The sequence below is a fragment of the Dendronalium phyllosphericum CENA369 genome (assembly GCF_016056275.1).
GTDB classification, from domain to species: Bacteria; Cyanobacteriota; Cyanobacteriia; order Cyanobacteriales; family Nostocaceae; genus Dendronalium; species Dendronalium phyllosphericum.
In genome coordinates this window covers 14081-38621 of sequence record NZ_JAECZA010000239.1, presented here as the reverse complement: position 1 = coordinate 38621, position 24541 = coordinate 14081, and the positions used below count along the sequence as shown (strand labels likewise).

22 protein-coding genes are annotated in these 24541 nt (G+C 40.2%); 10 read left to right on the top strand and 12 right to left on the bottom strand.

What is annotated here, in order from left to right; all coding sequences use genetic code 11:
• The first annotated feature begins 264 nt into the window (after positions 1-264).
• Together I8752_RS28220 and I8752_RS28215 are read left to right on the top strand one after the other, a co-directional pair.
• Positions 265-681: a hypothetical protein gene (locus I8752_RS28220; RefSeq protein ID WP_214435534.1), complete on the top strand. Its 417-nt coding sequence runs from the start codon at positions 265-267 to the stop codon at positions 679-681.
• A gap of 11 nt (positions 682-692) precedes the next feature.
• Positions 693-2384, top strand: coding sequence for a hypothetical protein (locus I8752_RS28215; RefSeq protein WP_214435533.1), 1692 nt, complete (start codon positions 693-695; stop codon positions 2382-2384).
• A gap of 123 nt (positions 2385-2507) precedes the next feature.
• Here I8752_RS28215 and I8752_RS28210 read toward each other — a convergent pair whose 3' ends face one another.
• Positions 2508-3056 carry an NUDIX hydrolase gene (locus tag I8752_RS28210; RefSeq protein WP_214435532.1) on the bottom strand — a complete coding sequence of 183 codons (549 nt, stop codon included), beginning with the start codon at positions 3054-3056 and terminating at the stop codon, positions 2508-2510.
• A 135-nt stretch (positions 3057-3191) separates the two neighbouring features.
• Here I8752_RS28210 and I8752_RS28205 point away from each other — a divergent pair, with 135 nt between their 5' ends.
• Positions 3192-4244 (top strand): dipeptide epimerase, encoded by a 1053-nt coding sequence (locus tag I8752_RS28205; RefSeq protein ID WP_214435531.1) that lies wholly within the window; start codon positions 3192-3194, stop codon positions 4242-4244.
• Complete coding sequence (locus tag I8752_RS28200; protein WP_214435530.1) at positions 4228-5274, top strand: DUF1611 domain-containing protein; 1047 nt, start codon at positions 4228-4230, stop codon at positions 5272-5274. The genes I8752_RS28205 and I8752_RS28200 overlap by 17 nt, the downstream gene beginning before the upstream one ends.
• 442 nt (positions 5275-5716) lie before the next feature.
• On the opposite strand, the gene I8752_RS28195 is transcribed toward I8752_RS28200, so the two are convergent.
• The 3 genes from I8752_RS28195 to I8752_RS28185 form a co-directional block, all read right to left on the bottom strand.
• A complete protein-coding gene (locus I8752_RS28195; RefSeq protein WP_214435529.1) occupies positions 5717-6427 on the bottom strand; it encodes a hypothetical protein in 711 nt (236 codons plus the stop codon).
• Between the two features lie 24 nt (positions 6428-6451).
• The gene (locus tag I8752_RS28190) at positions 6452-7027 is read right to left on the bottom strand and encodes a hypothetical protein (protein WP_214435528.1); all 576 of its coding nucleotides are present in this window, start codon (positions 7025-7027) and stop codon (positions 6452-6454) included.
• A gap of 84 nt (positions 7028-7111) precedes the next feature.
• Positions 7112-9604 carry an ATP-dependent helicase gene (locus I8752_RS28185; RefSeq protein WP_214435527.1) on the bottom strand — a complete coding sequence of 831 codons (2493 nt, stop codon included), beginning with the start codon at positions 9602-9604 and terminating at the stop codon, positions 7112-7114.
• A 110-nt stretch (positions 9605-9714) separates the two neighbouring features.
• On the opposite strand from I8752_RS28185, the gene I8752_RS28180 reads away from it, so the two are divergent.
• Entirely contained in the window at positions 9715-11412 is a 1698-nt protein-coding gene (locus I8752_RS28180; protein WP_214435526.1) for a glycosyltransferase family 39 protein, read from the top strand.
• 19 nt (positions 11413-11431) lie between these two features.
• On the opposite strand, the gene I8752_RS28175 is transcribed toward I8752_RS28180, so the two are convergent.
• From I8752_RS28175 to I8752_RS28165, 4 genes are all read right to left on the bottom strand, one after another.
• Positions 11432-12112, bottom strand: coding sequence for a phosphatase PAP2 family protein (locus I8752_RS28175; protein WP_214435525.1), 681 nt, complete (start codon positions 12110-12112; stop codon positions 11432-11434).
• A 306-nt stretch (positions 12113-12418) separates the two neighbouring features.
• Positions 12419-13174, bottom strand: a complete 756-nt coding sequence (locus tag I8752_RS28170; protein WP_214435524.1) for a COG4705 family protein — start codon at positions 13172-13174, stop codon at positions 12419-12421.
• Positions 13175-13286: 112 nt separating this feature from the next.
• Entirely contained in the window at positions 13287-13436 is a 150-nt protein-coding gene (locus tag I8752_RS38860) for a hypothetical protein (RefSeq protein WP_404827127.1), read from the bottom strand.
• Positions 13437-13628: 192 nt separating this feature from the next.
• Positions 13629-14396 carry a COG4705 family protein gene (locus I8752_RS28165; protein ID WP_214435523.1) on the bottom strand — a complete coding sequence of 256 codons (768 nt, stop codon included), beginning with the start codon at positions 14394-14396 and terminating at the stop codon, positions 13629-13631.
• A 302-nt stretch (positions 14397-14698) separates the two neighbouring features.
• Between I8752_RS28165 and I8752_RS28160 the strand changes: the two genes are divergently transcribed.
• Positions 14699-15193, top strand: coding sequence for a PepSY domain-containing protein (locus I8752_RS28160; protein WP_214435522.1), 495 nt, complete (start codon positions 14699-14701; stop codon positions 15191-15193).
• A gap of 399 nt (positions 15194-15592) precedes the next feature.
• Here the strand turns inward: I8752_RS28160 and I8752_RS28155 are convergent, their stop codons facing one another.
• Positions 15593-16825 carry a HAMP domain-containing sensor histidine kinase gene (locus I8752_RS28155; RefSeq protein WP_214435521.1) on the bottom strand — a complete coding sequence of 411 codons (1233 nt, stop codon included), beginning with the start codon at positions 16823-16825 and terminating at the stop codon, positions 15593-15595.
• A gap of 73 nt (positions 16826-16898) precedes the next feature.
• A complete protein-coding gene (locus I8752_RS28150) occupies positions 16899-17573 on the bottom strand; it encodes a response regulator transcription factor (RefSeq protein ID WP_214435537.1) in 675 nt (224 codons plus the stop codon).
• Positions 17574-17978: 405 nt separating this feature from the next.
• On the opposite strand from I8752_RS28150, the gene I8752_RS28145 reads away from it, so the two are divergent.
• Positions 17979-19667 (top strand): alkaline phosphatase family protein, encoded by a 1689-nt coding sequence (locus I8752_RS28145; protein WP_214435520.1) that lies wholly within the window; start codon positions 17979-17981, stop codon positions 19665-19667.
• 84 nt (positions 19668-19751) lie between these two features.
• Here the strand turns inward: I8752_RS28145 and I8752_RS28140 are convergent, their stop codons facing one another.
• Positions 19752-20837: a RuBisCO accumulation factor 1 gene (locus I8752_RS28140; protein ID WP_214435519.1), complete on the bottom strand. Its 1086-nt coding sequence runs from the start codon at positions 20835-20837 to the stop codon at positions 19752-19754.
• Positions 20838-21257: 420 nt separating this feature from the next.
• Here I8752_RS28140 and I8752_RS28135 point away from each other — a divergent pair, with 420 nt between their 5' ends.
• The gene (locus tag I8752_RS28135) at positions 21258-22202 is read left to right on the top strand and encodes a response regulator (RefSeq protein ID WP_214435536.1); all 945 of its coding nucleotides are present in this window, start codon (positions 21258-21260) and stop codon (positions 22200-22202) included.
• 82 nt (positions 22203-22284) lie between these two features.
• Here I8752_RS28135 and I8752_RS37685 read toward each other — a convergent pair whose 3' ends face one another.
• Positions 22285-22446, bottom strand: coding sequence for a hypothetical protein (locus I8752_RS37685; RefSeq protein ID WP_225895961.1), 162 nt, complete (start codon positions 22444-22446; stop codon positions 22285-22287).
• A 16-nt stretch (positions 22447-22462) separates the two neighbouring features.
• Here I8752_RS37685 and ubiE point away from each other — a divergent pair, with 16 nt between their 5' ends.
• Both ubiE and I8752_RS28125 read left to right on the top strand, forming a co-directional pair.
• Positions 22463-23155: a bifunctional demethylmenaquinone methyltransferase/2-methoxy-6-polyprenyl-1,4-benzoquinol methylase UbiE gene (ubiE, locus tag I8752_RS28130; RefSeq protein WP_214435518.1), complete on the top strand. Its 693-nt coding sequence runs from the start codon at positions 22463-22465 to the stop codon at positions 23153-23155.
• A 134-nt stretch (positions 23156-23289) separates the two neighbouring features.
• On the top strand, positions 23290-24519 hold the full coding sequence (locus I8752_RS28125) for a DUF445 domain-containing protein (RefSeq protein WP_214435517.1): 1230 nt from the start codon (positions 23290-23292) through the stop codon (positions 24517-24519).
• Positions 24520-24541: the final 22 nt, after the last annotated feature.

The window sequence follows — 24541 nt, the reverse complement described above, 5'->3', positions numbered from 1 at the left end:
CTGTTACATTCGCCCTTACAATTATTTGTACCTCACCACTTGAAATCTGCTGTAACCCTCTTCTGTCACTCTCCGTGAGGGCGATTGCTAGAAGTCTCACGAGGCAATCAATACAACCTATACTATTAGAAAAAAATTGCTCTTGAATTTGTTATTAGAAAATAATCGCGCGATCGCTTGCTGTACAAAAGCTCTAGAATTCAGAAATGGCAAATGTTTTCGGAGACTGACAGAAGAGGGGTAATTAAAATTAGAGCGAAGCTAATGACTAAACCAATTGTCTGGATACATGGAGACTGCCTCGGTCCATACAATCCCGCACTGCAAGAATACCCAGATGCGCCAGCTATTTGGGTTTGGGATGATGCTTTAATAGAGGAATGGCAACTAAGTCTTAAACGCCTGACGTTTATCTATGAATGCTTATTAGAGTTACCTGTTATCATCCGTCGTGGTAATGTAGCTCAAGAAATTTTAGCTTTTGCTCAAGAACATCAAGCTAATTTAGTTGTGACAGCAGATAGTCCCAGTCCCCGATTTGATAATATCTGCGATGAAATTGAGCGTTCTTTAGCAGTAGAAGTGCTAGAGTTAGAACCATTTTTTGATTACGACGGCTTTATTGACTTGAAACGGTTCTCACGCTATTGGAAAGTAGCTGAAAAATATGTTTTTGAATAATCTACTTGACAATGATATTTTCCCAACTACATGAATTTGTAACTACTCCTATTAATGAAACATCCTCTACAAAACATATTAGCAACTCAGTTTTATTGTGGTTAACTCTAAGTCTGGTGTTTGCAATATTTTACGGAATTTTAGGACTACAAAAAGCCTTTAGAGGTGAATATGTTGTTCAGGATGATGCACGAGAATATGTATTTTGGATGCAGCAATTTGTCGATTCCAAATTACTACCTAATGATTTGATTGCAAATTATTTCCAATCGATTACACCCTTGGGATTTGCATTTATTTACAAATTAATGGCTAGTCTGGGTATTCATCCTTTATTGCTGAGTAAAATTTTGCCCATTGTGTTGGGTTTAATTGTTGCTGTTTACTGTTTTTGGTTATGTCTAGAAATTTTTCCAGTGCCAATTGCTGGATTTATTAGTACTTTACTGCTACATCAGAGTCTTTGGTTTAAGAGTGACTTAGTTTCTGCCACACCTAAGGCTTTCATATATCCTTTGTTATTAGCATTTCTGTATTATATCTTGCGCGAATCTTGGGCGATCGCTTGTTTCATAATTGTACTACAAGGACTTTTTTATCCCCCACTACTATTGATTTCTCTAGGAATCTTATTTATTCGCTTGCGGAGTAATTATTTTTGGCTAGTAACTATGCTGGGATTGGCGTTTATAGTGATGTTGCCCTACGCTTTAACTTCCTCTGAATTTGGGCCAGTTGTCACTGCTTCTCAAGCGCGGACAATGCCAGAATTATGGACTGGAGGACGGCATCCTTTTTTTGATAATAATCCTTGGCGATTTTGGCTGATTGGTCAACATAGCGGCATATTACCACCATTAATGCCTCCTCTAATTTGGTTAGGATTGTTTTTGTCGATGGTATTGCGATATGCATCGCGCTTTCCTTTAGTCAAGTTAGTTAAGAGTCAAGTCAACATCTTGCCGCAAATAATCATCGTATCTTTGACTTTATATTTTGCTGCCCATGCCTTGTTTTTAAAGCTGTTTTTCCCCACTCGCTATACAATTCATTCTCTGCGAATTGTTATGGCTATTGCTGCTGGTATTTTCTTAACTATCATGTTGGATAGTTTTTTTCGCACTTATCAGCAAAAACGCCAAATTTGGCAACTGGCGTTAACAGTTACCTTAGCTGCTGTACTCGTTCTTTATCCTAATTTATCTGGGCGTTTTCCAACAACAGATTATAGGCAATCTGGTGAATCAAGTTTATACAACTTTCTGCAACAGCAACCGAAAGACAGTTTGATTGCTACACTTTCTGATGAAGGTGATAATATTCCCACTTTTGGGCAAAGGTCTATTTTAGTAAGTAGAGAATACGCGCTTCCTTTTCATCTGCGCTACTATTCTTCTATTCGCCAACGCACTATTGATTTAATTCGCGCTCAATATAACCCAAATTTAACAGCAGCAAAACAGTTAATTCAAAAGTACGGAGTAGACTTATGGCTATTAGAACGTACAGCTTTTAAACTTGAATATTTGACTCAAAAAACTTGGTTGAGAAGTTTTCAACCAGTGTTTACAGAAGCCGTAAACAGTTTGAAACAGGGGAATATTCCGGCATTAGCAAAGTTGGCATCTCGATGTTCTGTTTTAGATTCAGAGAATTTTATTTTGTTAAAAGCAGACTGTATTGTAAATACAACTCAGCCATAACATCTCAATTTTGCAATTCTCTTGCGGGGTTTTAGGTTAGCGCCAAGGATAAAGCGATCGCCTCCATTTTTTTTGAGCAATAAGCTTATATACTATATGATAAAAAATATTTTTTATGATTAATTAACTTATAAATTTTAAACCTAACAAAAGAGCTGCAACAGTCCCTGCAACAGATATTTCACCGTGGATGATTTTATCTAAAACTGATTCTATAGGAATTAATATGACTTCAATATCTTCTGTAATATCTAAGTTTCGTTGTCCATTCTTTATAACATGTTCGGCTAAAAATAAATGTATTTGATTAGTATCTTTGCTTGGCTTGTCATATAGCGTTGCAATCTTTTTTACTTGTTGGGCAGTATAACCAGTTTCTTCTTGTAATTCTCTCACAGCTGCTATTTCAGCATTCTCTTGTAATGGGTCAAAGTTACCAGCAGGTAGTTCTATAAAAAAATCTCCTACTGCATGTCTATATTGACGGACAAAAATAATTTCTCTGTTGTTAGTAATAGGTAAAATTAGCGCGACTTCTGGTCTAATACTGACAAAATAATCGTCTATAACTTTACCATTAGGTAATTCTATTTCATCTTGTCTGATTTGACACCAACGATGATTGACAACCATTTTTGATTTTAATGTTTTCCATTTTTTCAAGTTATTCATAAATGAATTTACAAATGCAATGCGGCTAAATATTTTGGCAAAAAATATGAATGTAAAAAAGTATAACAGATACCTCAGATAATCTAGAATTGGAACTTACACTGTTTTTGCTCTAGCCAAAGATTGAGCAGACTTATGCAAGTTGAAGTAAATCTATTTACGGTTAACAAGCGATTCCCCTTGACCATTAGTCGCGGCACAACAGCGCAGACAACAAATGTATGGGTGAGAATTTTGCACGATGGACTGGAAGGCTGGGGTGAAGCGTCGCCATTTGGGGTTGGCAATCATTCGCAATCAACTGATAAAATCAAAAACTGCTTGCAACAACTCGTGCCAGTGTTAAAAACATTTAGCCCTTTGCAACGCCAGCAAGTTGAACAAGTGTTAATTAAACAGCAGGTTCCTTCAGGTGTGAGGGCAGCGCTAGATATAGCAATGCATGACTGGCTAGGTAAGCGCGTGGGATTACCTCTGTGGCAGGTGTGGGGACTCGATCGCAATGTCATAGTGCCAACTTCGGTAACAATTGGCATTAATTCGCCAGAAGTGGCAAGGGCAAGGGTACGAGATTGGTTACAACATATCGATGTTCGCCTGTTCAAGGTGAAACTAGGTAATCCAGACGGTATAGAAGCAGATCGGAAAATGCTATTAGCAGTGCAAGAAGAAGCACAGAATCGAGAATTGTTTGTTGATGCAAACGGAGGTTGGAGTTTGGGAGATGCGATTGAAATGTGCAGTTGGCTGGCCGATTTAGGTATAAAGTATGTAGAACAACCACTGCTACGGGGAGAGGAAAAGAGTTTAGCAAAACTCAAAGAGCGATCGCCGCTACCAATCTTTGTAGATGAAAGTTGCTTTACCAGCTGCGATATTCCCCATCTGGCAAACTACGTAGATGGTATCAATATCAAACTCATGAAATCAGGGGGCTTAACCGAAGCAATGCGAATGGTACATACAGCACGAGCCTATGGGTTGCAGGTGATGTTCGGCTGCTATTCCGACAGTTCGCTTTCTAATACAGCAGCAGCACATCTGTCACCACTGGCTGATTATTTAGATTTAGATAGTCACCTTAACTTAACCGATGACCCCTTTACAGGTGCATTAGTCCAAGAAGGGAGAGTTTTGCCTAACGATTTACCTGGTTTGGGGGTGCAATACAGTGCGTCTGCCGCTTAATCAACGAGTAGCCATCCTGCTGCATGAAGGAATTAGTGGAGCTCATGGCAAAACAGGGTTGGCACTTTTACGCTACAGTGAAGCCCAGATAGTAGTAGCCATAGATCGCGAGTGTCCTGGCAGATCCTTAAGCGAACTCACAGGTATTAAGCGTGATGTGCCGATTGTGGCATCGGTAGCAGCAGCGCTAGAGTACAAACCTGAAGTTTTGGTAATTGGCATTGCCCCACAAGGTGGTGCGATTCCAGATGATTACTGGTTGGAAATCAAAACCGCCCTAGACGCTGGAATGTCTTTAGTGAACGGTTTGCACACGTTATTAGCTAATATCCCAGAGTTAAACGCACTCCTAAAACCAGGGCAATTAATTTGGGATGTGCGGAAAGAGCCAGCGAATTTAGGTATAGCTACTGGAATGGCACGTACCCTGCCTTGTCGGCGGGTGTTGACTGTAGGAACCGACATGGCCATTGGCAAAATGTCAACTAGCCTAGAGTTACATTGGGCATCACGACTGCGGGGCTGGCGTTCTAAATTTGTGGCCACAGGGCAAACTGGTGTGATGTTAGAAGGCGATGGTTTGGCTTTGGATGCAGTGCGGGTAGATTTTGCCGCTGGTGCTGTAGAACAGACGGTAACGCGCTATGGCAAAAACTGTGACATCTTACACATCGAAGGACAAGGTTCGCTGCTGCATCCTGGTTCAACGGCAACTCTACCCCTAATTCGTGGTTCGCAACCAACGCAACTGGTGCTAGTACATCGGGCAGGACAAAATCACGTGCGTAATTATCCCCACGTAGCAATTCCACCTTTATCAAAGGTAATCCGCCTTTATGAAACTGTTGCTAGTGCAGGTGGAGCCTTTAACTCCGTGCCTGTGGTGGGTATAGCACTTAACACCGCTCATCTCGATGAGTTGGCAGCTCAAGAAGCGATCGCCCAAACAACAGCAGAAACTGGTCTACCCTGTACCGATGCAGTCCGCTTTGGTGCTGGGGTGTTATTAGATGCGGTGATGAAAAATTAGGTGTAAGTTTGGCTCGTACCCCAATCAGCTGACAAACTCGCTGGCAACAGCGGGTTTATAAAGTGCTGAGTGCTGAGTGCTGAGTCACCGAAGTTTGCAAGGGCGGGGGGAACCCTCCGAACCCGAAGGGGCAAAGACGACACTTGCTTCAACCGAGGGAACCTCGGCAACGCAGTGTCTCCCCAAGACCGCACTTCTCTCCGCACGCAACTTCTCGCTGAGTAAAAACCCAGTTTTTTAAGGCTTTGAGCAATCGCAACTCTTCTAAAGGGTGTGACTACGGCTATATTTTGTAATCTAATAAACTAGAGACATGACATCGAATCTCAATTTGGTAAGTAGATGGACATAATTAAATGTAAAATGGCAACTTATGAAACCTTGTCAGAAACTTCCTTTTCCCTTCTGCCTTCTGCCTCCTGCCTTCTACTTATCAGAAAAATTAAATCTTGATTTTGGGATCTAAAACGATTTGAGTACCAGATTTATTCACATGGTAAGTCCAAGAATTTTGGCGGACTCGTACAACTACTTCCCAACCTTCGATGGGTCTGTATTCTCTCGTACAAATTTCGCCAAAGTTGAATTCACAAGGATTGCCAAAGGTTTTGGCTGTGGCTTGCGTAATTTTTAAATTGTTAATTGCGACACCAGAACGCTGAGAAGCATCGCTCAAAATTGCATTGGCGATCGCTTTTGGCAATGTTTGTGAAGTACTCACCTTCGGATCTAAAACGATTTGCGTTCCCGATTTATTCACATGGTAAGTCCATGAATTTTGGCGGACTCGTACAACTACCTCCCAACCTTGAATGGGGTTGTATTCCCTAGTGCAAATTTCGCCAAAGTTGAATTCACAAGGATTACCAAAGGTTTTGGCTGTGACTTGGGTAATCTTTAATTGTCGCCTAGGTATACCAGAACGCTTGGACGCATCTCGTAAAATCTGATTAGCGATCGGCCTGGGCAAATTATTTGATTGCGCCTGGGATCTTTGGGACAATTGAGTAATGCCAGTAGGAACAGCCGCAGCAGATTTGTTCTCAGTGAGTCCGCCATAAAATAGCAGACTTACCAAAGCTAGCGTCAAGACAACGCCTTTATGAGACTTAAGGGCGTTGTTGAATAAAGGAGATTTGTCAATCAATTTCATCCCGTCGTACCTTAATATTGAAGATTATTGCCTGACGGTTGCTCTGCGAATGCGACTCAGGTTGATTTCTTCGACACTACCGTTATCCATTTCTATGCGGAGCATTCCCTGACTAGGTAAATTTAAAGATGATGTTGACTCTGTTGTAGTTCCTTGCTGACTATTAGCTGGTTGCACGGCTCCTGTGACTCGAACGCGATAGGTAGCGGAACCGCTAGATTGTTTGCGGCCGATCCTGATAAAAATAGGCTGTTTGCGGTCGATTTGAACTCGCTGAATTTCTCTCACGCTTGTGGAGTTATAAGCTGGAACCTCAAAAGATAAGAGTTCCTTAGTCTCACTATTAAATAAGTCAACCCCGACTAGAACATTAGCATTATTCGGCTGAATATCAAGCGTAATAGTAACTTCACCCGGATCGGCGATAAAGCTATAGTAGTACTCACTCTGATTATCTTTATCGACATTACCATTTAAGTTAATCTCAGCTAAGGGAGTTGGGCGATCGCCATCGGCAGACTGAGCAGTAACTAAACTAGGTAGTGTAGTAAGTGTCACCATTGCACCAAGAATTGTTGCAGTCAGTGAGTATGAGGACAATCTCCGCCTAATAAATAAATTAAACTGCGACATTTTATGCATGGGACATCTGTAGTAAAAAATATCCGCAAGCATAGCCGAAGTTCAAATAATTTGTTTGGGTATTGCCGCTGAATTCACCACACATTCAGGAAACTGGCGCTTTAATGCTGGAAATACAGGACAAGGCGCTTGTTCTTGTAAATTATCGGGTTTACTCCAAGTAAAGGGTGCTTTCTGCGCCGCAGACATCCATAACAGCCGCTTTGCCCTTGTCATCGCTACATAAAGTAAACGATATTCCTCAGCAGTTTTCAGGTTTTTTGCTAACTCCCAAGCTTGTGTTACATCTGGTATTTCAGATTCACCGTGCAGAGCAGCACGAATTTGAGCGCGAGCGACTTCTGATAAGGTAAAGTTACCTAAAAACTGACTTTGGGGAGGAACCCAAAATTTACCAGGAATCAAGTTTTCGTGGAGAAAGGGAATAAATACATAGTCCCAATCCAACCCTTTAGCTTTATGCATGGTAATAATCGTCAGTTGTCCTGCACGGGTATAACGCGCTTCTAAATCTTCTGTTTCTACAGGTTCAAACCGTTCGGAACTCACAATTTCACTTAGAACTGACAATATTGCCCCCATAGAATTGTTGCCGGCTATTTGCTGGTTGACCCTTTCTGCAAGTTTGTCAGCAGTTGCTAATTCTGCTTGGTCGTAATTTAAAGTTAAAGCGAGAAAAGAAATCAACTGATAGAGAGGCAGTTCTAAGCGAGCGCGGAGTAAACTGCGACATAAGTGAGAAGCTTTTTGTACTGGCTCTGACTGGGGTGTTGCTAGGGGGCCAGGGTATAAAAAATCTTCAGGCAGACTAGCAAGGGCGTTGAGGTCTTGGGTGGGAATCAACTGGCGCTGCACCAATGCTTCTAGAGCCGCTTTCAGGTAATCAGGTGAATGAGGGCGATCGCAAAATTGCAGTAGTGCTAAAATTTCCTGCGGCACATGGGAGCGGCGATCGCGTTCTCCCACATCGTAAAGTACGATATTATGCTCCTTGCACACAGGTGCTAGAGCTTCTGCTAGCCACCTTCCTTGGCGATTTTCTCGCACTAAAACTGCTGCACGAGTATTACTTGGGTCTTCAGCAAATAATTCGATTACCCTTTGGGAGAGCAATTCAACTGTCTGATTAATATCACGGGGAGTATATAGTTCTAATCCCCTTCCTAGTGGCGCGGGATTAGCATTTTTTTGGGGGTCGCCAGTATCAACAGTACAGATGGTTTGTAAACGAAATGGCATTTGTCGGTTGTCAGTTTTTAGTTGTTGGTTGTTAGTCGCTACTGACAACTGTACGGGCGCTGTTACGTTCGCCCCTACTGACCACTGACTATTAATCCATTGAAGAGCAAAATTAGCAGCTTCGATAATAATTCTAGTACTGCGACCAGCTCGATCCATTGTTGCCAATCGTTCGACGCGATCGCACTCTTCACAAAATTGCCGAAAATAAATCGGATCGGCTGGCGTAAACGTCGAGTTAATCGCCTGGTTAGGATCGCCAACACGCACTAAATTGAGTGCTGAGTGAGGAATCATCCCCCTCATCTCCCTCATCTCCCTATCCTCGCGTCCCCGCGTCCCCGCGTCCTGTTCTGTGTCACTCGCCAAAATTTCTAGTAACCGCGTCTGCAAGGGACTAGAATCTTGGGCTTCGTCTTCAAAGACGGCGAACACTTGGTTTTGCTCGATGCGACGGGCGCTGTCATTTTCCAGAACGCGCAAGGCAGCTAAAATCATATCGTCGTAGTCAATGAAGTCACGCGATCGCATTAAGTTTTGATATTGCTCGTACAATCCCGCCGCGATGCGCAAAATTGCATACGCGTCTGTAGTTTGTTGACTCCACTCCCGCAGTTTTTCTGGCGGTATCCCAGAACTTTTGGCTTCGTGAATGACTGTAGTAGCCAACTCTGGTAATACTTCTGTCCGCAATACCGATTGGCGACGCAATCTTTCTGTTTCTTCTCCGTCAAATTGTTGACCTTCTAGCAGACGTAAATACTGACCTGGATTATTAGCAATCCATTGTTCTACTGCTGTGCGAATAAAACGGTGGCTTTGACTTGGCGTAATTAATGTGACATTTTCTAACTGTAAACCCGATAAGTCGGGGTGGCGACTGGCAATGTTTAATGCCAAACCGTGCAAAGTATAAACAGCAAAACCAGTTTGCGGTAGAGATAAATCCTCTCGCAAATATTTACGAATCTTCGCTTTGATATTGGCAGCAGCGGAACGAGTAAAGGTAACAACTACAATTTGACGACGAGAAGACGGCCGCGACTCAGTTGAATCATACTGTCGGGCGATCGCAATTGCCGCCGCCGCCGCCATACCCGTGGATTTTCCAGCCCCAGGAACGGCAGAAACAGCCAATGGCCCGGAGTCCCAGTCAGCCATTTGCTGTTGTCCGGGACGTAAACCATTGCGAATTTCGACAATTTTTTCTCGCAGATAAGAAATCGGCGATGGTTGAGATAATTTTGATTGGAGAGATTCTGGAGGCACAGTAGCGGTAAAATTAGCATCTGACATATAAAATTTTAGACTTTTAATTAGTTATCAAACCGCAGATATGAATAACTCTCTATATTTATCTGTGGTTAAAATCCGAAACAAAAAATCAATTAGCTAATAGCTAAATAATGAAAAATCGGAGACTTACTCTACATTATCTGGGTTTAGCTGGGGCGATCGCACTTGGTGCTGTTTTGCGCTTTTGGCATTTAGACCTCAAACCACTGTGGATGGATGAGGTAATTACTGCTATTTTCAGCTTGGGTAAAAATTACCACGATTTGCCTTTTAATGTGGTATTTCCGCTCGATCGCGTACAGGATATTTTTACATTTCAACCTGGAGTTAGTTGCAATCAAATTGCCGAAAACGTTGCCATTCAGTCTACACATCCGCCGTTATTTTTTTGCGTCATGTACAACTGGTTAGGGCTAATGACTCCTTTAGGAACGGAGTGGGTAGCAAAATTGCGATCGCTACCAGCTTTATTTGGTGTAGGTGCGATCGCGGCAATTTATGGGGTGAATCGGATCGCATTTTCAAAAGCATCTGGAATTATCGCAGCATTGCTAATGGCTGTTTCCCCTTTTGCTGTTTACCTTTCCCAAGAAGCACGGCACTATACCATGCCCATGTTCCTTATCACTTTAGCATTATTGGGGTTAATGCAAATTCAGCGAGATATTGTTGAGCGAACGCAACCGAGATTTTGGGTTTGGATTTTATGGACAATTATTAATAGTATCGCTCTTTATATACACTATTTTTTTGCTTTGGCTTTCATTGCTGAAATTGCCACAATCATTGTATTGATGTATTGGGGGAAAGCAAAGATACAAAACAAACGTCAAATCTGGTTTGCTTTAATTATTTCTACTAGCAGCGTTCTGGTTAGTTTTATTCCTTGGTTGCTAGTTATATTAAGTCATTTTCAGCGTTCCGAAACCAATTGGTTGCCTTCCCCTACTCATATTGCACCTCTGTACCAAACTCTGATTAGTTGGGTATTGATGGCGATCGCTCTCCCTGTAGAAAATCAGCCGTTGCTAATTGTAGTTATTTCTGGCTTATTAATGCTGATTTTTGCCATTTGGGCAGGAAGGCAAATATTCAAAGGTTTAAAAAATTTATGGGCACAAGATAAAACTCATTTAGCAACATTAACACTGTTAAGTTTTACTGCTTTTGTATTATTACAATTTTTTGCTATTGTTTATATTTTAGGTAAAGATATTACCGTTGTTCCCCGCTATACTTTTGTCTACTATCCCAGCTTTTGCGCTTTGCTAGCAGCCAGCATTAGCAAAATTAATCGCTCATCGATAATATTTATACTTGTCGGGTTTATTAGTTGTATTTTTGTAGTTTCTAACTTAGTCTTTCAAAAACCTTTTCAGCCCGAAAAAGTTGCCCAAAACATGAACTTAGAACCTTATGCATCATTGACGCTAGTTGTTGCATATAGTAATTACCAAGATGTGGCTTTAGGTTTTAGTTTTGCCTTGGCATTAGAACAACTCAGGAGTCAAACACCTGTAGGAGAATTAAAAATAAACAAAACGGATAAATCTGCGAGATTAAATTCTGATAGTTTTGCTGTTTTACAAAAATCTCCTGATTTATCTGCTTTTTGGAAAAACTTTTCCCAACTGCGCCTACCAACAACATCTAAACAGAATTTATGGATAGTTGGCCCTGGCTTGAGAAAACGCGACTATCCGCAGCAGATTGCACTTTCTGGGCAAACAACTTGCAATATAGATCCTACACAGCACTATCGCATAGGTGTTCCTTATCAACTTTACCGATGCAGTAATAGCAGATAGTTGCTTTGCTATTACTTCATCATTTCAATCTTTGCAATTTCAGCATCGTAATACATATCATTAGCCATAAAAAACCGACTCCATAACCTGCAATTACATCTGTAGGCCAATGTACTCCTAAATATAGCCGACTCATACCAATGACTGCGATTAAAATAACTGCCGCACTGTAAATTACTTTGGTGAATTGAGGATAGTGAATTGCTAGCAAGTAAGAGATAAAACCATACAGCACCATAGAACCTAGTGCATGACCACTAGGAAAACTAAAAAATTTTTCAGAAATTAACTGATGCCAAAGTTCAGGGCGAGGTTTAGAAAAAAACAACTTTAGCCCTGTATTTAAAATTAAACCTCCTAAACAGGCAAGTACAAAAATGTATGCTTCTACTCGATAACGTCGCCACCAAAGTATTCCTAAAGAAGTTCCTGCTACAATTACCACTGTACTAGGATTGCCAATATTAGTTATAGCCAGCATAAAATTATCTAGACTAGGATTAGCAAACTGATGCAACCATAATAAAAAAGATGTATCAAATGCAAAAGCTTCTTTCTCTAAAACTTCTTCAGCTAGCTTGGCGAGAACAAACAAGATTAGCAGGCAAACAGCAAGTCCAAATATACCAATTGTGGCAATTAAAGAAGCCAAACGAGGATGTATATGACGTAACCAAAAGGTAGAAATATTTCGTATCATCTGTTACACTCTTGCGGTGGCTCTACGATTAGCCTTGGTGGTAGCATCAGCAACTAAAGCATCACGTTGGAACTAATATCAGTTAACATCCTGACAAATCTCAAAACCCAAATCTTACAGGGGATGGTTTGAAAAGTTTTTGTTGTGACTACTGTTACCTTTGGGTTGATAACTGATAATTCGATGCTAAGAGAAAGCTGTAATTGTTAAATCGCGATTAATTACACTTATCATTATCACACTTGACGATGAAATCAGAATGAAATTCTACCGCCTCCAAGAAACCTCAATTCGTTACCAGTAATGTTATTCATCGTTAGAAAGCCTAGCTACACTTAGTCTTCTCTGTTTTAGAGTTGTGAACAGGATACAGACTCCAAGTATTGACACAAGGACTATAGATGAGCCGATAGTACCGTAAGCGAGTCCACCTTTTGCGTGTGATTTTGTTAGAATATCTCCGAATGTTGCACCGAAGGGTCGGGTGAGGACAAACGCAATCCAAAACAATATGACTTGGGAAAATAGGGTAAAATAATGTGCTGCCAATACAAGAGCAAGCAAACCAGAAATTAACAGTGCCCCTCCTACAAATCCCAGTCCGGAAGTATCGGCTAGGAAATCGCCCAAGGCAGTACCCAAAGTATTTGAAAATAGAATTGTTGTCCAATAAAGTATTTCAACTTGAGGCGTTTTGACATTCGTAACAGATAAAGAACCAACACTAAATCGCCAGAATGCCAACATAATCAACAGCAGGGTAATTAAAATCATAGACCCTGTAGCGTAGCCCAGCTTTAAAGTGCGATCTATGTAATCTGACATTGTTGTACCGGCTGTGCTGGTTGAAAGAATGACAGTCCAGTAAAGCAGTGGATTATAGCATTTCGATACCAATTGAGTCACAAGAGTAGCTAAAAATACTCCAATTAATATAGTGGAACTAACCGCATAGCCCACATTTAGCGTCATCGATAAAAGGTCTCCTGCTGTTTCTCCTAGAGTGGTTGCACATATTTTCATAATCCAAAATAATGCAGTGATTTGCGGAAGTTTGTTCATTTTTGCTCTTATTTACTATCGAAATATCATAATTTATTGGAACTTGCGGTTTCACTGCTGCGCCAGTAACCAAATTAACCTAAAAGCAGTACCACGCACATGAGACGGTACTCTATAGGATACAGATTCCAAGAATTGACACAAGGAATATAGATGAGCCGATAGTACCGTAAGCGAGTCCACCTTTTGCATGTGATTTTATTAGCATATCCCCGAATGTTGCACCGAAGTTTCGGGTGATAACAAACGCAATTGAAAACAATATGACTTGAAAAAGTTGGGTAAAATGATCCAGCAATTTGTGTAAGTTTACTCATTTTTACTCTTACTTACTGTCGGAATATTATAATTTATTGGAACTTGCGACTTTACTGTAAAGAGAGAAAGTCAAGAATCACAAAATCGCTAGGTCACAAATATAAAAATGCTTAAGATAGAGAAGGCGATCGCATTTTCAATCTTGTCGGTCACTCGTTTGTAAAGCTGGTTTATTGCGCTTAAAGCTTAAATAGATAACTAAGCTGACGATTATAGAAAGAAAAAGCATACTGGTTCCAACCGTACCAAAACCAAAACCTCCATTTGTAGGAGATTGAGATAGTAAATCACCTATAGATGCTCCAAGTGGGCGAGTCAAGATGTAAGCTAACCAGAATCCCAAAACTGCATTCATTTTCAAGTAATAATAACCGATCGCTATGATTGCAATTGAAGCACCAAATATCAGTGCTGATTGGGCATAACCCACTTTTAAAGCCTCTGCTAATAAGTCTCCTGTTGCAGTGCCCAAAGCAAACGTCAACAAAACAGCTACCCAATAGAAAAGCTCTCTTTTCGCTGTATTTATAGAGTGCATAGCTAATGTTTTTTCGTTTGAATACCAGAACACAAAAACTATTAATAAAGAAAAACTAAAAGCTATAGTAGTTGTTATTAAACTAACTCCAAACTCGTCTACTAATCTATCAGTAATCAGTGTGCCCACGATACTTATCAAAACGACCACAAACCAAAAACTAGCTGGAACATAGCGTTTTAACTTAAACTGATTTAACAGAGCAATCAACAAAATACTGCTCATAATGTAGGATGTAACACCTAAACCAAGATTTAGAGTTGCCGATAAAAAATCTGCAAATGTTTCACCTACTGTTGTTGCCAAAACCTTAATAATCCAGAAAATCATTGTAATTTCTGGAACTCTATTGAATATTTTTTTCATAATCTTTATGCTGGTTTTTTTCTGTGTAGAAGTGAGATTACCTCACATTTTAAAATTAGCTGTGCTGTCATAAATGAGTGACTGATTGTAATTTACACAGTAAAAGTCAAGAAATAGTCAAGATTTGATTGCAAATGTAATTTTTTCTTTATAAAGGCACTAAAAATAGCTAAAATCTAGAACTAAAAGTTGATTTAGCCATTAGATATTAAGTTTATTTAACTCTAATCAATCTTGACTATTTCTTGACTTTTATTGCTTACTGTGAAAATACAAATCCAGACTTGAAAAATTTTACAAGTATGAAAACTTCAACGCAAATCATTTTGGCAGTAGCTTTTGTTGTTACTTTGGGATTTGCTGGATTGTCGAGAGTTGTGTCTGCAAAACAACCACAATCTTTCTTAGTAATTGCGCCTCAGCATCATAGCGCTACCCAATTTGCTGAAGCCAGTGATGGTGACGGTGAAACCAACGACGATGCACAAGAACAACAAGAAGCAACAAAACTACAACCACTAGCTAAAATTACAGCACAACAAGCACAGCAAGTAGCTGAAATATCTGTAAGAGGTAAGGCAAAAAGTGTCAAACTCGAAAATGAAGATGGCAACTTAGTTTATGCTATAGAAATTGGTCAGCAAAATGTTAAGGTCGATGCTGGTAATGGCAAAGTTCTCTACATTGAAAATGCCAATCAACAAGATGAGAAGAATGAAGCCACTCATCCTAAGAGTAGCATTCAACTTAAAGAAACCAATGATGGCGATCGCGAAACCAATGATGATAGTAAGTAAGTCAGCAATTAGAATTACATGATATCGACTAGAGTGAAGTAAAAAACTCTTGTAGCGTACACTAACTAACATATACTACCCCTCTTCTGTCACTCTCCGTGAGGGCGATTGCTAGAAGTCTCACGAGGCAATCAATACAACCTATACTATTAGAAAAAAATTGCTCTTGAATTTGTTATTAGAAAATAATCGCGCGATCGCTTGCTGTACAAAAGCTCTAGAATTCAGAAATGGCAAATGTTTTCGGAGACTGACAGAAGAGGGGTATATAGGAATTGTTGAAAGCTATCTTCATCAATTCCTAATTTTTAGAAGCTGGGTAATTATAATCAGGGAAAGTTTCAATTATCGGGAGAGATGAGGTGAAAATTCAGCAATTCCCTGGTTTAAAGGTAATGTTTATAAAGCTGGTAAACGTACAGTAAAACAACTACCAACTCCTAATTTACTCGTAACAGTAATTAATCCGCCGTGATTTTGAGCAATAGCTTGAGCGATCGCCAGCCCTAAACCAGAACCACCATCCCAATAAGACCGAGACTGCGTAGCTCGCCAAAAGCGCTCAAAAACCTTGTCGATATGCTCTGGCGCAATTCCCACACCTGTATCTTGCACGTCGATAAAAACCTGGGAACCTACACGACTGCTTTTAATTTCAACTACGCCTTGTGATGGTGTGTAGTAGAGTGCGTTTTCAACTAAATTAGTAAACAATCGTATTAATTGAACTGTATCACCTATTAGCTGAAGATTAGCAATTAATTGTAATTTCAAGTTAATTTGCTTGACCTCAGCCTGAGGTTTATATAGTTGTATCAGATTATCTAATATTGATGCTAAATCGATAGTATTCCAATTTTGAGTAGAGACTCGATCGGTGCGTGCTAACAATAATAAGTCTTCAGTAAGGCGAGTCATCTGATTAGTAGCACTGGCGATCGCCTGAAACTTTTCTGCATCTTTTGGCCCTATTTCATCTGGATATTCTAGCGGTAACTCAGCATTAATTTTGATAGCCATTAACGGACTGCGTAGTTCGTGGGAAGCATCAGCGGTAAACTGTTTGAGTCTTTGAAAACTCTCCTCAATGGGTTGCATTGCTTGCCGAGTTAGTAAAATTCCGCCAATACTACTAAGAACTAAAGTTATAATAATCCCACCACCTAAGCCTAAATCCAGTTTTTCGAGAGTCTCATCAAATTCTTTTAAGGATTGACTCACTCTTACATACCCGACTAATTGCCCATTATCATTAGCAATAATTGGTACGGTTACTGCTTGGATAGAAACTTTACCTGTTTGAATTTGTACCATTTTGTTTGGTAAGAAGGGTAAAGTTAAGACAGTTTTTCCTTGTTGAGTAATTAAATTTCCTTGTGGATCGAACCACTGTAATGCTTGATGATGAACAATCAAGTCTTGAGGATGAAAGTCGCTTTCAACTATTAAGTGACCTTTCTCAAACTCCACATTTGCAGCCGCACCTTTTCCTATAGCTGTGAGTTTATCTGTGATTTGTTCATAGAGGCTGCGGGTGAAAGCAACTCGGACTGCGATCGCAAATATTCCTAAAAGAGATGCGAACATCGCTAAGTAAGACAATAATAAACGATATCTGATTTTTTGAAACATATTATTTATCGCTATAAAATTGCTTTTAGCTAAAAACTTAATTAATGTACATTAATAATTTAATTCAGCTATTTTACTTATTTCCTAAACGATAACCAATACCATATATATTTTCAATTAAGTCTTCTGAACCTCCAGATGCTCTAAGTTTGTTCCGCAAATTTGTAATATGAGTTTTAATACTTCCTTCTCCTGAAGATTTATCAAATTCCCACAGTTTGTCAAGAATTGCTGAACGAGTCACAACTTTATTTGGATTTCTTAAAAAATATTCTAATATCATGTATTCTTTAGGAGTTAATAATAAAATACTCCCTGCATAAGTAACCTGCTGGATTGCTGGATCTAATTGCAAATCACCGTGGATTAAAATTGGTGGACGAATTTCTTGACTTCTTCGTGCTAAAGCCCTGATGCGTGCTGCTAACTCTTTTAATTCAAATGGCTTGATCAAGTAATCATCAGCACCAGCATCTAGTCCAATAATTTTATCGTCTGTCGTATCTCGTGCTGTCAACATTAATATTAAAGCATTAGATGAAGCAGCACGTAAACGCTGACACAAAGTAATTCCATCCAATTTAGGAAGCATTAAATCTAATAAAATTAGCTCATATAATTCTGACTGAGACCATTTCCACCCCTCAAGCCCATCGGTTGTTATATCCACAATATGGTGTTGTCGTCTTAAATACTCGGCTAATGGTTTAGCAATGCGATCGTCATCTTCAATTATCAAAATTCTCATCATGCTTTACCTTTAAGTTTTTAGGGCTTAGTAACACCGAACAGGGATTATCTTAATTACAAGGTTAAGCTTAAAATTTTTATCATATATTCTTAACTTTAACTTAATCTTATTTGATTAAAGTCCGTATTACCTAATCAAAATATGCGATCCCAAACAAGCTGATTCCGCAAATGACAAGTTCCGAAATTAAATAGTTACTTCAACAGAAATAACGAAAAACAAAGTAATTTAAACTTCTGCTATTAATCAAATACCTTTGTAACTAAATATATTTCATAACATTTGATATTGGTTTAGCTTAGTCAAGTTATATAAGTGTTAATTTTTATTGGTTCATAACGCTAATAACTACAAGGCTAGAACTAGACATCAAGTACTTTATTAACAAAGGAACTGAATAGGATGACTCGACTTAAAAGTTGTCATGCACCAACTGTTTTGAAAACAGTGATTTTTAGCATAACTATTTTAACAGGGCAGGCATTTTTACAATTTAATAACTCAGCAGCAACAGCAGCCAGTCTTTATCAACATGTGTTGCTCTTATCAGTAGATGGACTACGTGATGCTGACATCGCCGATCCTTTGCTTCAACCTTATTTATCGAATATTAAAAATTTGCAAGCAACTGGTGTTACTTACACTAACGCCTTTACTAGTACACCCTCCGATTCCTTTCCTGGCGAATTGAATTATTTAACAGGAGCGAGTCCAAAAACAACAGGAGTTTATTATGACAATTCATATAGTCGGTCATTATTAAATAAACCAGGAGGTACTGCTGGAACTGGAGTTCTGTTTGATGAAAGCATCGATAAAAACTCCAATCTTCTTAGTGGAGGAGGTGATTTTGGCAAAGGTAGCATTGATTCAACTAAGTTGCCAGTAGACAGCACAGGAAAATCTATCTATCCTCATAACTACCTAAATGTCAACACAATTTTTGAGGTAGCCCATGAGGCAGGTTTACATACTGCATTGATTGACAAACATCCTGCTTACGATCTTGCCAATGGGCCATCAGGCAAAGGGGTTGATGACTTTTATGCCCCAGAAATCAATGCTAAAGTTGCCTTGGAAAATGGCAAATTAGTTGACCGTTCGACAGCCCAGAATTCTAGCAATCTCACGTTTAAAACGACAACTAAAAGCACTAGCCTTACAGAAGCTTATGACGATCTGAAGGTAAATGCGCTTTTAAACCAAATAGCTGGTAAGGATTCTCAAGGAACCACTACCCCAGGAACTCCTGCTATTTTTGGCATGAATTTTCAAGCCCTCAGTGTTGCTCAGAAAGATGCTACCAGCAATGGTGGGATTGCTACTGATGGAACACCTTCACCAGGATTCATTGATGCCTTGCAACATACAGACACTAGTATCGGGAACATAATTAGTGCCTTAAAGGTACAAAATTTGTTTGATTCAACACTAGTAGTCTTGACAGCAAAACACGGTCAAAATCCCCGTCAGGGAACAGCTACCTTGATTCCCGAAAACACATTTACAGATGTCTTAGAAAAAGCTGGGATTAGCGTCAATCATGCAACACAAGATGATATTGGCTTATTTTGGCTTGCAGAGCAAAATCAAGTTGATACTGCAACAAATCTTTTAAACAATCTCAAAAATCCAGCGATTAATGAGGTGTTGTCTGGTAACGCACTAAAACAAGCAGGCTTTGGTAATCCCTTGTCAGATGACCGTACACCAGATTTAATTATCAAACTGAACCCTGGATATGTGATTTCAGACAGCACAAAAAGAGCTGAACATGGAGGTTTTTCGGATGACGATACCCATGTTGCATTGATTGCTGCTAGCGGAACTTTAGCTTCTAGATTCAAAGGTACAATCCAAACGCAGACGGTAAAAACAACTCAAGTTGCTGTTACAGCTCTAGATGCGTTGGGGTTAGATCCTGAGTCATTACAGGGTGCTGTGAAGGAAGGTACTAAAAAACTACCAGGGTTAGGAATTTCTGATACTCGCGCAGTACCAGAGCCAGATACAAGTATTAGCTTGTTATCAATTATGGGCTTGATGTTAACTGTTTCTCTATGGAGACGGTCTTGGGGTTTCCCTAAATAGAGGAGCCAGCCGTACAATTGGCGTGGAAACCCCCTTGGCGTTAGCCTCTCCCAAAGGGAGATGCCCTCTGCCTTTGTTCAAAGATTATTCGTCAATCTGCCAGGAATCCTTGATTATTTCTTCATCAAGGATTCTCTTAGGACGCACAATAATAATAATTTGTCCAAGTATTGAAAGTTCTGGCTCAGTTTCAAACCATTGAAAATCTAACTCTCCGCCATTGTTAACAACAAAGTAGCTGGAGTCATCCCATTGTCGTCGAGCGCGATCTACAACTACTAGGACTTGTTGTAGTGGGCTTTGTGTTTGGTTGGGGAAGCGATCGCTATTTGCTAAAATCACTACCGGATCTTCTGCATTTAACAGTACTTGCCAACCTGGTAAAGGAATCCAAGCTTGTTCTCCAGCAAACTTGACTAGGCGAAATGGTTCAATTTCTTCTACCAAAGGTACATTTTGTAAGTCTTTTGGTGTTAATGGCAACTCACCTACCACTGGTAAAATTCGAGGCAATTCTTCATCAGACTCGAATCTGTAAAAGGGGAGAAGGGGAGCCGGGCGTTTGCGGACAACAGTAAAATCCACAAGGAGTTGTTCGATTTGTTTCCTTGCTGCTGGTGTATGAGCAAAGCGTAATCCTTTGGCAATCAGGCGCGATCGCTCTTGCAAATCTGTATGTTGGCGTGCCAGTTTCCAAGCTTGATAAGCAATAGCATCTCCAGGATGAGCAGAAAACCCTTCTGGTAAGCTACGCAAGTAGGAAAATTCTTTAACTGCCTTGGCGACTTCTCGCGCTTCATCAATGTCGAGTTTGTGGAGAAAGCTGAGTTCGGCTACTGCGACTCGTTCTTCTTGGGTGAGTAGGCGAAGCTCGTATAAAACATCACTACCGCGTGTGGCGTAATGCGATCGCGTCGCTGCCGATGCCCCAGCTTTTTCTAAAGAATTGTAAACTTGAGCGCCAACAATTACCTGATTTTGTTGAATCGGCTCAAATCCGGTGGCCTCAAAAATTTCTTGGGGATTGTAACCAGCTTTTTGCAGAGAAGCGATCGCTATTCCCCATTCCACCCAGTTGCCTTGCTTTTGCCTCAGCTTTCGCAGCAATTCTTGTGCTACTTCATTAGCAGAATTTTCGGAATTTTGAGTGTTGGGTGGTAGGTCAGTCATAATCAGGAGTGCGAGTTTCTACTTGAAAGGGTGATTGTACCTCACCAGCAAATCTTATTGTAATCTTTAACAGCGAACTATCTCTAAACTCTACCGCTAAACAAATTTATGAGTTATGAATAATACACATAAGTTAGGTAGGAGCAAATATATATAGAAATCCCCAATCAAGGCTTTCAGGTTCAAAACCGATACTAATAAGGTTTAGCACTTTTGACTGCTGATGCCTAAGTGAGATTAAAGTTGTACTAACTGACTCTAGACAAGAAATTGGAGTGGCGAGATATTTCTGAAAGTACTCACTAAATTCATCAGCTGACCCGAACTAAAACCGTAAATTTACGCAAGGCTTTCCAGCTGTTTTTAATTATTTAGGGTATGGAATGTAACAAAATGGTGAATACTGATAGAAATTCTCTTATGGATAGTCCTATTGCCGAAATTCATACAAGTCGCCGTCAATCAACGACTTTAGAACGCAGCAAAAAGCTAAAAATATTAGTAGTTGACGATGAGCCAGATAATCTCGATCTACTGTATCGAACTTTTCGACGCGATTTTCAGGTTCTCAAAGCCGATAGTGGAATCAATGCCTTAGAAGTGCTGGCAGCAGAAGGAGAAGTGGCAGTGATCATCTCCGACCAGCGGATGCCAGAAATGAAAGGAACTGAGTTTCTCAGCAAGACTGTACCTCAGTTTCCAGATACAGTTAGAATAATTCTCACTGGATTTACTGATATTGAGGACTTAGTAGAAGCAATTAATGCTGGGCAAGTCTACAAATATATTACCAAGCCTTGGGACCCAGGAGAACTTAAAGCGGTAGTACAAAGAGCAGCAGAAACCTACGACTTACTCAAGCAACGCACAGAAGAATTGCGTCGTGCTAATGCCCAAATGGCGTTGCTGACAGTTTTGGTGCAGGTTACGCAAGCATCTCAGAGCTTAGAGGCAAGTCTGACACCAATTGCTACGGCTTTTAGCGACAGTTTTGCAGCAAATAGCTGTATATTGCAGCTGGTAGAAGAAAAAACTTTGGTAGCAACTCAAGGGTCTTACAGTCGTGAAGGTACTGTTAAAAACTGGCTAGATAGCGATCCATTGACAAGTGAGGCTATTGCTAACGATAAAATACAAATAGCTTTAAATGTCGCCAAAGAACCTAAATTAGATGGTATAAGTCACTACCAAGACAGTGGCGTACAAGCACATGTAGTTATTCCCATTACCTACCGCAATCAGATGCTAGGAGTGTTGTCACTTCAGTGGAAACAACCCTGCTCTTTACGAGAAGATGAATTAAGTTTAATTCATTTATCAGCTCAACTAGTAGCGATCGCTCTTACTAGTAGCAGACAGCATTAAGCAAAAATTTAGTCTATAGTCTATAGTCCATAGTCTAAAGTTAAGTAAGGTTTTGTTGGCCCTGCGGGTGACGCGCCAGTTACTATCGTGCAGAAAGCCTCAAGACCCTTACGGGTGAAGCTCCTGCGTCACTAACAGCACTTTGTTTGCTATCGACCCAAAGCAAAGGCACTCCATTGGACGGGTTTCCCGGCTTAAAGGAAGTGCCGTCTAAGACAACAAGTGCTTCACCACACTGGCTCACTATTTACTGTTGACCGATGACTCAAGAAATTCGTACCATTTTTGACCGTATTGCTCCAGTTTACGACCGATTAAACAATTGGTTGAGTCTGGGACAACACCATATATGGAAAGAAATGGCAGTCAAATGGAGTGCTGTTAAACCAGGAGATACGTGCCTGGATTTGTGCTGCGGCAGTGGCGATTTAGCTTTTCGTTTGGCGAAGCGTGCGGGAGTAAAAGGACAGGTGTATGGTGTGGATTTCTCACCAAACCTGCTAGCAACTGCTAGAGAACGCTCCCAAAGCCAGTACCCTCAACCTGCAATCTCCTGGATAGAAGCCGATGTCCTAAATTTGCCCTTTGACGACAATCAATTCGATGCCGCGACAATGGGCTATGGTTTAAGAAATGTTACAGATATTCGCCGCAGTCTCCAAGAATTACACCGCGTTCTCAAACCAGGTGCTAAGGCGGCTATTTTAGACTTTCATCGACCAAACAATCCGCAACTTCGCACTTTTCAACAGTGGTATTTGGATAATATAGTCGTACCACTTGCCGAGCAGATGGGTTTAAAAGAAGAATATGCTTACATTGGCCCCAGCTTAGACCGCTTCCCCACAGGACAAGAGCAAGTAGAGTTATCCCGTCATGTTGGTTTTGCCTTAGCCACACACTACCCCATTGCGAACGGTATGATGGGAGTGCTGGTAGTCAGTAAGTTATGAGTTATGAATTTGTTATTTATGAGTAGTGATAAATAAAAATTTATCATTTCTAACTCCTGACTCTTGTACAGACGCGTTTAATCGCGTCTCTGCTAACTCCCAATTCCCAACTCTTAACTTTTTTAATTCCTCCCTTGGATTGGTCTCATTTCTGGCTTTATGTGTCTCCCCCCGTATTGGGTGGAGTTATTGGCTATTTTACAAACGATATAGCCATTAAAATGTTATTTCGTCCCTACCAAGCGATTTATATTGGTGGGCGAAGAGTACCATTCACTCCTGGCTTGATTCCTCGCAACCAGGAACGTTTGGCGAAGAATATTTCTGATACAATCATGGGTTCGTTGCTAACGCCAGAGGAATTACAAAATCTGGCACGGCGCTTGCTGCAAACAGAACGGGTACAAGGAGCAATTCTTTGGTTATTGCAACTGGCTATCGAACAAATTGATAAAAATGAGAAAAGCGCCAAAGTTGTCGCGAGTATTTTGCGCGATTTGTTAGGAGAATCATTGCCACGTTTGCTAAAAGTTTTGGCACGACGAGAAGATTTTTTAGAAGCGCAAATTAATCAGATTTTTGACCAAGTATTGCTGGAATTACAACTCAGTGAAGAACAAGCTATAAGGTTGGCTGATTGGCTACTAGAAGTAGTTTTACCGCCAGATGTGTTGCGGCAGGCAATTATAGATTTTTTGACCGATCGCACAATTCAAATTGTTGATGAAAGCTTTCGGGAAAAAACCAGTGGTACATATTGGGTAGTAGCAAATCTGTTTGGCTTGCGTAATACTCTCTCAAGGCTGCGAACTTTTTGTTTGGATGAAAAAGAGGCTACAAATACTCGCTTGCAAGAATTGATTCAAGATTTGCAAATGCGCGATCGCCTCAAGAAAATCCTGCAAAATTTATCATTGCAAAATCTGCCAATTGGGACAGTACGCCAACTGCGAAAGACTACACGTGAAAGCGTGCGTCATTACATACAAACCAGCGGCAGCGATTTACTCCAAGGATTAACTGACTCTGTTAACTGGGAAAATATTGCTTCATTACTACTCAATCGTCTGAGTGCTTCACCTGCTGTCAGTTCTTCTTTAGAAGTTGTCAGTCTGGAGTTAGCTCTAATTTTAGAACGCTATTTAGAAAAAGATTTGGAAGTAATTGTGGCACAAGTAATTCCAATTTTATCGATAGATAAAGTGATTGTTGACCGTGTAAAATCAACTTCACCTGCTGATTTAGAAGGAGCAATTGAGGGAATTGTCAAAAATGAATTACAAGCAATCGTGACTTTGGGCGGTATTTTAGGTTTTATTGTCGGCTTATTTCAAACAGGATTTTTATTGTTTAATAGCTTGTAATCTCTACCAATTGTTTGTCAAT